The sequence below is a fragment of the Helicobacter sp. UBA3407 genome (genome assembly GCF_949747025.1).
Lineage (GTDB): Bacteria > Campylobacterota > Campylobacteria > Campylobacterales > Helicobacteraceae > Helicobacter_D > Helicobacter_D ganmani.
The window spans coordinates 1-3,097 of record NZ_CATKCB010000220.1 but is presented as its reverse complement, the minus strand read 5'-3'; the positions used below and the strand labels follow the sequence as shown (position 1 = coordinate 3,097).

General features: G+C 38.3%; 3 protein-coding genes. All 3 read left to right on the top strand.

The features are described 5' to 3' along the window. Positions 1 to 685 (top strand): alkaline phosphatase family protein (locus Q1553_RS07840; protein WP_300842894.1); only part of this gene is annotated, 685 nt, incomplete at its 5' end. 83 nt (positions 686 to 768) lie between these two features. Continuing rightward, the gene (locus tag Q1553_RS07835) at positions 769 to 1,473 is read left to right on the top strand and encodes a chemotaxis protein (RefSeq protein ID WP_115551437.1); all 705 of its coding nucleotides are present in this window, start codon (positions 769 to 771) and stop codon (positions 1,471 to 1,473) included. A 3-nt stretch (positions 1,474 to 1,476) separates the two neighbouring features. Next, on the top strand, positions 1,477 to 2,817 hold the full coding sequence (locus tag Q1553_RS07830; protein ID WP_297599917.1) for a peptidase U32 family protein: 1,341 nt from the start codon (positions 1,477 to 1,479) through the stop codon (positions 2,815 to 2,817). Positions 2,818 to 3,097 lie beyond the last annotated feature (280 nt).

The window sequence follows — 3,097 nt, the reverse complement described above, 5'->3', positions numbered from 1 at the left end:
CGCATTTGTGCGCAAAAGTTTTGTAGAGATTCCACTTGTTACGATGACTCCTTATGATAAATCTTTTTCCTTTCCGATTCTTTTTCCCAAAGAAAATGTTCAAAATACTCTAGCCGAAGTGATTTCCAATCATCATTTGCGACAATTTCATACTGCAGAAACAGAAAAATACGCCCACGTAACTTTCTTTTTTAATGGGGGGATTGAAGAGCCTTATCCCAATGAAACGCGTCTGCTTGTGCCCTCTCCAAAGGTCGCGACTTATGATTTACAGCCTCAAATGAGTGCCAAGGAAGTAGGTGATGCCGTTTTAATGGCAATGGAAGAGGGATATGATTTTGTTGTAGTGAATTTTGCCAATGGCGATATGATAGGACATACAGGGAATTATGAAGCGGCGATTGCCGCAGTAGAAGCGGTAGATAATGAATTGGGTAGAATCTGCTCAAAAGCAAAGGAAAAGGATTATGGATTAATTATTACGAGCGACCATGGAAATTGTGAAGAAATGAAAGATGAAAAGGGCGAACCTTTGACAAACCACACGATTGGTGATGTGTGGTGCTTTGTAATGGCAAAAGGAGTAGAATCTGTGCAAAATGGTGGATTAAACAATATTGCGCCAAGTATTTTAAAACTTATGGAAATTGCGATTCCAAAGGAAATGGATAAGCCACTTTTTTAAAGGAATTGCTTGCGTTTAAACAAAATTATAAAAATTAATCGTATAATTACAAGCAATATTTTAACTTACTTCAAGGTTTTAGAATGACACAAGAGGAATTGGATTCACTATTGGGTAGTGATATGGACGATATTGCGCAAGGAAGTCAAGAGCAAGAGAATCAAGAGGAATCTTTAGAAAATTCTACTTTGGAAGACCCAACAATTAAAAGCGAAGCAAAAGCAGATGATTTTTCTATTGAGCAAGATGTAAGTTGGCCTCCACCTCCACCAACAGCAGAGCATAAGGTAGTGCATCAATTAGATGATGTAACGCGAGATTCGGAAATCAAAGCTACAGAGATGTTTGATAAGCTAGAGAAAATTAATAACTTAGACGCAGACATTGAGGACGCATTTGGTGAGATTCAACAATTTATCACTTCTCAAGAGGAACTTTTACAAAAGCTTCATGTCAAATTTCCGGATTTTCATACCTTTAATGAGCAGTTAGAAGCAGTAACCAAAGTCAAAACAGATGTGCAAAAGGTATCTGATTGTTTGCAGGAAATCTCAAATATTTCACTAGAAGCAATGGAAGCTATGCAGTATCAAGACATTCATCGTCAAAAAATTGAACGCGTTATTAACATTATGCGTGCGCTTGCAAGATATATGAGCTCACTCTTTGAGGGTAAAATTGACGATAGCAAACGCGTAAGCTCCGCAGTGCATATTCAAGGAGATAAAACAGAAAATGTTGTCAATGAAAATGATATTGAAGCCTTGATTGCAAATTTTGGCAAGTAATGAATGCAAGATTCTACTTTTAAACCTCCAAAGATTCCAGAACTTCTCTCTCCTGCTGGGAATCTTAAAAAACTGAAAATTGCTTTGGAATATGGGGCAGATGCTGTTTATGGTGGCGTGAGCCATTTTTCCTTGCGGAATCGTTCGGGAAAGGAATTTGACTTTGAATCTTTCCGCGAGGGAGTAGAATACACGCACGCACGAGGCAAAAAGATTTATGTAACAATTAATGGATTTCCCTTTAATTCTCAATTAAAATTATTGGAATCACATATTCAAAAAATGGCTTCTTTAAAGCCTGATGGCTTCATCGTTGCAACACCCGGAGTAGTTAAATTGTCTCATCAAATTGCGCCAGAGATTCCGATTCATCTTTCTACGCAAGCGAATGTTTTAAATGTGTTAGACGCGGAAGTGTTTTATGAATTGGGTGTGAAGCGTATTATTGCAGCAAGAGAATTAAGCCTAAAAGACGCAATAGAGATTAAAAAAGCCCTGCCTGATTTAGAATTAGAAATTTTTGTGCATGGTTCTATGTGTTTTGCGTTTTCGGGACGTTGTCTAATCTCGGCTTTGCAAAATGGTCGCGTGCCAAATCGTGGGAGTTGCGCGAATGATTGTCGGTTTGATTATGAATATTATGTGCGCAATGAAAAAACCGATGAGTTGGTGCGATTTAGTGGCAAGGAGATTTATGCGCGGAATCCTGACAATGGAATCACAATGCGCTTGGAGGAAGAAGAGGGCGTGGGGACGCATATTTTTAACGCAAAAGATTTGAATTTAATTGCACATATCCCGATGATTTTAGAAAGCGGTGTGATAGATTCGCTTAAAATTGAGGGACGCACGAAGTCAAGTTATTATGCGGGCATTACAACACTAGCTTATCGGCGTGCTTTGGAGGATTATGCGCAAGGCGACTTTGTGGAATCGCGCTATAAAGAGGAGCTAGGAACCTTAAAAAATCGCGGTTTTAGTGAGGGTTATTTAATTCATCGTCCTTTTGAGCGACTTAATACGCAGAATCATTGGAGTGCAATTAGCGAGGGGAGCTATCAAGTCAATGCAGAGGTGAGCGAAGAGGGCAAGAGCGCGCTTTGTCGGCATACGATTCGCCCCAATGAACCTAAGGAAATTGTAAGTGCGCATTTGGATTCTGTTTGTTTGGGTAAAAATGACATCGGAGAGATTTTTGAAAAGAATGGCAAAAAATACCTGCGTCTTTTTAAGATTCTATTAGTTAATGGCAAGGAATTAGAATCTATCCATAGTGGCAATGAAAATGCCTTTATCTTGCCTTTTGCGCTCCCGCCTTTTAGCTTTTTGCGTCAAAGGCTTTAGAATTTGCCTGCTAGACACTATCGGCACTTTGATTTTGCGTCCTTGCGAGGAGTGAAACGACGAAGTAATCCATTTCTAGTAAAAGATTTGATTTTAATCTTGATTATTGAACAATCTTATGGTTTGTTTCATTTAAATTTAAGTGAAATATGATTATATTTCTTAATTGTCAATCTTTCCGTGTGAGAGGCAACAAATCTTCTTAAATCTTGTTGTAATTCAATACTAAAGTTTTATTTATGAATCCTAACTATTCCCAGAAATCTTGCATTTTTATGGG

What these genes read in the sequence shown, in the direction of transcription:
- Q1553_RS07835 (WP_115551437.1), top strand. Translation starts at nt 769, where the DNA reads ATGACACAAGAGGAATTGGATTCACTATTGGGTAGTGATATGGACGAT.
- Q1553_RS07830 (WP_297599917.1), top strand. Translation starts at nt 1,477, where the DNA reads ATGCAAGATTCTACTTTTAAACCTCCAAAGATTCCAGAACTTCTCTCT.